Origin of the sequence: Streptomyces phyllanthi, from assembly GCF_009377205.1 — a bacterium.
GTDB classification, from domain to species: Bacteria; Actinomycetota; Actinomycetes; order Streptomycetales; family Streptomycetaceae; genus Streptomyces; species Streptomyces phyllanthi.
In genome coordinates, this window is the sequence record NZ_VJZE01000498.1 from 1 (window position 1) to 6,441 (window position 6,441).

At 69.4% G+C, this 6,441-nt stretch carries 4 protein-coding genes and 1 pseudogene; 3 read left to right on the forward strand and 2 right to left on the reverse strand.

Translation table 11 applies throughout. The features are described from left to right. From FNH04_RS39160 to FNH04_RS39170, 3 genes are all read left to right on the forward strand, one after another. The coding region (locus FNH04_RS39160) for an MBL fold metallo-hydrolase (protein WP_152790769.1) at window positions 1–815 on the forward strand (815 nt) is incomplete at its 5' end. Between the two features lie 572 nt (window positions 816–1,387). Beyond that, window positions 1,388–5,149, forward strand: coding sequence for a phage tail protein (locus FNH04_RS39165; RefSeq protein WP_228031873.1), 3,762 nt, complete (start codon window positions 1,388–1,390; stop codon window positions 5,147–5,149). A 2-nt stretch (window positions 5,150–5,151) separates the two neighbouring features. Then, entirely contained in the window at window positions 5,152–5,886 is a 735-nt protein-coding gene (locus FNH04_RS39170) for a hypothetical protein (protein ID WP_152790770.1), read from the forward strand. Window positions 5,887–5,916: 30 nt separating this feature from the next. On the opposite strand, the gene FNH04_RS39175 is transcribed toward FNH04_RS39170, so the two are convergent. Then, a complete protein-coding gene (locus tag FNH04_RS39175) occupies window positions 5,917–6,207 on the reverse strand; it encodes a hypothetical protein (protein ID WP_152790772.1) in 291 nt (96 codons plus the stop codon). A 5-nt stretch (window positions 6,208–6,212) separates the two neighbouring features. Next, window positions 6,213–6,441: pseudogene (locus tag FNH04_RS39180) on the reverse strand (ATP-binding protein); the annotation flags it as partial.

The window sequence follows — 6,441 nt, forward strand, 5'->3', positions numbered from 1 at the left end:
CCCCTGCCCGGCCCCCCGCTCCGGCGCCGCTGCGGATCTTCGACAACGTCGCGGTAGTGAGCGTCGGCTGGGTGTCCGCCGTGGCGATCCTCACCTCCCGCGGGATCATCCTCATCGACGCCCTGAACAATCCGGACGAGGCCGAGCAGATCCTCGTCCCGGGCCTGCGCGAGCTGGGAGCCGATCCGTCGACGATCAAGTACGTCGTCGTCACCCACGCCCACGGCGACCACTTCGGCGGCGCCCAGTACCTCGCCGACACCTACGGCGCCCGCGTCATGTTGGCCCCGGCCGACTGGGACCTCCTCGCCACCAACAACCCGGCCAACGCCCCCACCCGCGACCTCGACATCGCCGACGGCCAGAAGCTGACCCTGGGCGACACCACCGTCACGCTCCACCACACACCGGGCCACACCCCCGGCACCGTCTCACCGTTCTTCCCGGCTCGCTGGCGGGGCCGCACCCACACCGGGATGCTCTGGGGCGGGACCAACCCACCCGCGGCCACCGCGAGCAAGGAGACCTACCTCTCCTCCGCCCTCACCTTCGCCTCCCGGATGCGGCGGGCCGACGTCGACATCGAGCTGAGCGGCCACCCCTTCGCCGACTACGGCCTGGAGCGCATGGAGCAGCTGCGCAGTGCGCCGAACAGCGCCAAGAACCCGTTCATCGTGGGTACCTCGGGGGCCCAGCGCTGGATGAAGATCGTGGAGACCATGCTGCGCGGCCGCATCGCCCAGGACCAGGAAGCCACCACCGCAACGACGACTGCCTTGGCCGCCACGAGCCCACACACCGCCGGCTGCTGCTGACGGCCGGGCCTGCTGACGGCCGGGCCAGCTGTCGGTCGCCGACTGCCGACGCGGCGGTGACCGTCGGTCGGCCCTCAGGAGGCCCGCCGCCGTCCCTGCCCGAACCTGTCCCGGGCGACCGCGTCGGCTCACGTCCTGACCATTCTCGTCCGTCAACACGGTCGCGGGACAGTAGTGACCGGCCATGTCCGGCAGTCGGCCGCGAAGGCAGCCCACCAGGTGGGAGGTGCGCCGGAGACGCTTCGGGGATACGGAGGTGACGGTCTCGTCACGCCCGTGTCGGCACACTGCGTCGGGGTGTCCCTGGACACCGAGTTCCTGTCGCCACCCGCCGGCTGTGGAAGGGGTTCCGTCCGATGCCAGCGCCTAAGGCTCTTGGGCTCCGGCCGACGGTGTCGACGACGGTACTCACGGCGGCGAAGAGCCGGTCGGAGGCATCCGGTCCCGGTCCCGGTTCCGCCCGTACTCCATCGTCGTCGTCCAACGCGGCGGTGACGGCAGAACTGGTGAGCAGAGGCGGGCCGGCGCCGACTCCGCCCTTCCCGGGTCGGCTCCCGCCTGCCGCACAGGACTTGTTCGGCAACAGCGCGGTCGCAGCAGCCGGCCGCGGTGAGACCGGCGTCGCCCGACCGGCCGCCGACACTCCCGCCGCCGCGGCTCCGGCCGGGACCGGTCCGGCTGCCCCCGCTCCGGCTGCTGCCGGACCGGCATCGCCGGACACGGTGGAGGCGGCACCTACGACCACCGACTCCTCTGCCTCCGCTGCGTCCGGTGCCTCCGGTGCCTCCGGTGCCTCCGGTGCCTCCGGTGCGGCGACGGACGTCAAGGCGCGGCCCGGCCCGGACGCGGACCCGAAGTTCGCGACGCTGAAGAAGGACGTGGTGCGCAAGAAGCGCACACTGGCCGCCTCGCACCCGCCGCCGCGGACCGAAGCGGCCGCGGCGCAGGACGCGGCCCTTCCCCCGAAGGACGACGCGGAGGCGCAGGGCAAGACCGCCAACGCCGAGCAGATGAACGAGGCCCAGCCCAAGGAGTTCGACAAGGACGCGTTCATCAGGGCGGTCGAGAAGGCGATCGCCGACAAGGCGCCCAAGAACCTCGACGAGGCCGACAAGTTCGCCGACTCCGGCAAGGCCGACGAGGTCCGCGCGGAGGTGGACGGCAAGGTCGGCGAGGGCAAGTCGGCCTCCGCCGAGCAGATCGCCACGACCACCGCCGCCCCGCCCAACACCTCCGCGGCCGTGCCCAAGAAGGTCGTACCGATGAGCGCGGACCGGCCGCCCGGGACCCCGGGCACACCGGCACCCGCGAACGCCGTGCCGGACAAGCTTCCGCCGTCGGCCACCGATCTGTCCGCCGGCCCCGCCGACGTCAATCGGAGGATGGCGGACGCGCAGGTCACCGAAGCGCAGATGCAGAAGTCCAACGAGCCCACGTTCAAGAAGGCGCTGGGCGAGAAGAAGGCCGCCGAGCGCCACTCCGAGGTGGCCCCCGGCAAGATGCGCGGGCACGAGAAGAAGGAACTGAACGCGGCCACCGCGCAGGCCAAGCGGCTCGGTACCGCCGCGATGGGCGCGATGGGTGCCCAGCGGGTGGCGACCGGGCAGCGGGTCGATGCGGGCAAGGGCGGCGCCAAGGGCCGGGACGAGGAGAAAAGGGCCCAGGTCACCACGCTCCTGCAGGGTGTCTTCGATGCGATGCAGAAGGACGTCCAGGGCATTCTCGACGGCCTCGACAAGCTGGTCGACCAGCAGTTCAGCCAGGGCGAGAAGGCCGCGCGGGACGCCTTCACCGCCGAGCACAAACGGGGCATGGCCGACTACAAGGCCCGCCGGTACTCGGGCTGGGCGGGCGGAGCACGCTGGGTACGGGACCTGTTCGCCGGCCTGCCCGCCGAAGCCGACAAGATCTTCGAGGAGGCCCGCGACAACTACGTCCGCCGGATGCGGACGGTCATCTCCGATGTCGCCGACACCATCGGCGCGCAGCTGAACCGGGCCAAGCAGCGCATCGCCCAGGGCCGCACTCAGATGCGGGAAGCGGTACAGAAGCTCCCGGCCGACCTGCGGTCCATCGGCCGGGAAGCGGCAGCCGAGTTCACCGACAAGTTCGACGAGCTCACCCAGTCCGTGGACGACAAGGGCACCGAACTCGTCGACACCCTGGCCACCAAGTACACCGACGCGCTGAAGTCCGTGGACGACGAGATCGCCGCGGAGAAGGAGAAGAACAAGGGGCTCGTGGCCAAGGCCGTGGACGCGGTCAAGGCCGTGATCAACACGATCATGGAGCTCAAGAACCTGCTCCTGGCGGTCCTGGCCAAGGCCGCGCAGGCGGTGATGCTGATCCTCAAGGACCCGATCGGGTTCCTGAAGAACCTGGTGACGGCTGTCGGCGCGGGTCTCAAGCAGTTCCTGCGGAACATCGGCCGGCACCTGCAACAGGGCATCATGTCCTGGCTGTTGGGCAAGATCGCCGAGGCAGGCATCGAACTGCCCGCGAAGTTCGACACCCGGGGCATCGTGCAGATGCTCGCCTCTCTGCTCGGGCTGACCTGGCAGAACATCCGCGCCCGCATCGTCCGCAAGGTCCCCAGGATGGAACCTGCGGTCACGGCGGCGGAGACCGCGGTGCCGCTGGTCGCGGAGGTCCGCAAGCGGGGCGTCGCCGGCATGTGGGACGACCTCAGGACCCGCGTCGGCGACATGAAGAAGGACCTCCTCGGCAAGGTCATCAAATACGTCACCCCCACGATCATCCAGGCCGGGATCATGTGGGTGCTCTCACTGCTCAACCCCGCCTCCGCGTTCGTCCGCGCGGTGAAACTGATCATCGACATCGTCAAGTTCGTGGTCACCCAGGCGCGTCAGATCTTCGACTTCGTCAACGCCGTCCTCGACGCGGTCATCGCGATCGCCCGGGGCGGCAGCGGCGGCGTCCCCGCCCTGATCGAACGCGCCCTGGCCCGCTCCATCCCCGTCCTCCTCGGCTTCCTCGCCGCCCTCCTGGGCATCGGAGGCATCGCCGCCAAGGTCAAACAGATCGTCCAGGCCCTGACCAAACCGGTCGGCCGGGCGGTGGACTGGGTGATCGACAAGATCGTCGGGCTGGTGAAGAAACTCTGGGCCAAGATCAAGTCGAAGTTCGACAAGAAGAAACCGAAGGCCAAGCCGAAGCGTCGGCCGGACCGGAGACGACCGGGCAAGCAGCGCAAACGCCGCCCCGACCGGCGCAGGCCGAAGCGGCGCAAGGACCGCGACCCCAAGAAGGACAGGGGCCACAGGAAGAAGGAACAGCAACAGAAGAAGGACCGCGAGTTGCCGGTCGTCCTGGCCAAGGCCAAGAAGATCGCTGAACAGCACGAGCAGCGCGGCGACTCCACAAAGGCACTGCTGACCGCGCTCGCCCCGCTCAAGCGCAGGTACTCCTGGGTCCGCAGCTTCCTGGTCGAGGGCAAGGGGCCGTTCAAGGTCTGGCTGATCGCGAGCAAGCACCCCGTCGACGCCAACTACTCGCCGTTCCTGTCCGAGAAGGAAGTCAAGCAACTGGTCTTCAGCGCGCTCCACAAGGTGCGCGGCGAGATCCTGACCCGGCGGAAGGAAGCCGGGCAGACCGAGCCGACGAAGGACGACGAGTTGCACACCCAGGTCGAGCGGATGCTGTCGCAGGCGATGGCGGGATACGAAGCGGCCTGCAGTCTTGCACCCCCCGGCGCCGATCCGGCCACCTACGCGGGGAACGTCTTCACCTTCAGCGGCCATCAGTACTTCGTCGACCACGACAACAATTACATCGTTCCGAAGAACCGGGTTGGGAAAGCCGTCAACGACAACGGAAAGATCAAGGTGGAGAACCGGGGACTGCTGGACGAGTACCGGTACGGGAACTTCTCTCGGCATTCGCCCGCCAAGATGCGGAACATGGTCATCCAAGTCTCCACGGGCGTCCGCCTCGGGCCGGACGACGCGAACATGATGCTCGCCGCGCTGATCGCCGAAGCCCGCCGCAACCCCATTTCCCATGTGACGAACCTGCTGCTCCTGAAGGACGCGTCAAAACTGACCGGGAGTTTCTACGAGCACGCCCCGATGACCGGTGGTGGCACGGACAAGCCGGGAGCACCCCGGGACCCGGACCTGGCCGGTACGTGGGCGAAGGGGCAGCCACAGCCACCCCTGAAGGTGACCGACGCCGAGTACGCTATGGTCCGCAGGCTCTACGAGAGACAAATCGGCGAGAGCATGCTCAGGATCGAGAAGAGCGAGAAAGCCACGCACGAAGAACTCCTGCTCACCATGCTCAGGGAAGAGACGAAACTCACCTGGAGTGACTGACATTGCGCAGCACCGACCATTGGGCGGAGGTGGCCCGCGACGCGCTCCGGGAGGTACGCGAGGAGTATGTGCGGGCCCTCGGCACATCGAGCCCCGAGGCACCCGAAATCTCCTGTATGGGGAAGGATTTCCAGGTCGACCAGGTGCGTCGAGTGATCCTCACGCCCCAGGACCCGGAGTTCTGGGCGGTGCGGGACGGAAAGTGGTACGTCCGAGCGGACTCGCTACCCGGCTGCCTTCACCTGTCGTCCGTGATCGGCACGGAACGCTCCCTCCTGGCGGTCGGCTTCGTCGACCTCCTGACCCGGCTGTGCGCGGGGCCGCCGTGGCGAGCGGTGTCGGAGTCGGAACTGGCGGCCTTCCTCAACCTCGCCGTGGCCGAGGGTGTCGTGCATCCGCGTGCTGATCGCGCGATCTGGCTGACCGTCTCGCGAGAACTCGCCTCGGGGCGCGCGGACGCGGAACTTAACGCGCTGCTGCCCGAACTGATCACCGATCACGACGTGTTGTACGACCCCGAGGCCCCGGCGCCCCGCTTCGCGGAGCGGCTGGTCCCGGGCAGGGCGAAAAAGTTCGACGGCACCCCCGAGGCGTACGAACGTCAGCTACTGGACGCCGTCCTGCCCGCCGAGCGCGGGCGGGCGCCCGGCCCGGAGCCGTTCGCCGGGCACGAGGAGCCTCTGGGCGCGTACGTACGGGAACACGTCTTCGGCCGCGTGGCCGCGGCGCTGGGCTGACGCCCCGTTCAAGTCGCGAAGGGTCTACTCTCACTTCGCCTTCGGAGCGATGACCGCCACCGGCGGCGCCGGTGCCGCGTGCAGCGCCGCCTTCGCCACCGCCGCGTTCCCCGTCTGGTCGTGGCCCGCGAGGAGCATCGCGCCCGCCGGGCCCGGGGCTCCGGCCGCATTGGCGACCGAGGCGTTGCCCACCGGCACAGGGACCGGCACCACGGCCGCCGGTTTCCCCTGGTGGGCGGCGGCTCCGGCCTCCGGTGTCCTGACCGGTGGGACGGGAGCCACCAACCGGTGCAGCGAAAGCGGCGGTTCAGTAGGCAGCATCGGTGTCACCCCTGGGATCCGTCGTCGAGCAGGTGGGCGTGCGGGCCCAGTTCCGCCGGGCGGAGCAGGCGGGCCTCGCGTTGGAACTGGCGGGCCACGCCTCGTACGACGTGGCGCATCCCGATCGTAGCGCTGTCGGTGTCCGCTGCCGCCAGTGCGGCGGTGCGGGCCGCCGCCGTGATGCCCGCGCCCGTCATGTCCAGGCGGGCCAGGACGTCCAGGTCCTGTCTCTTA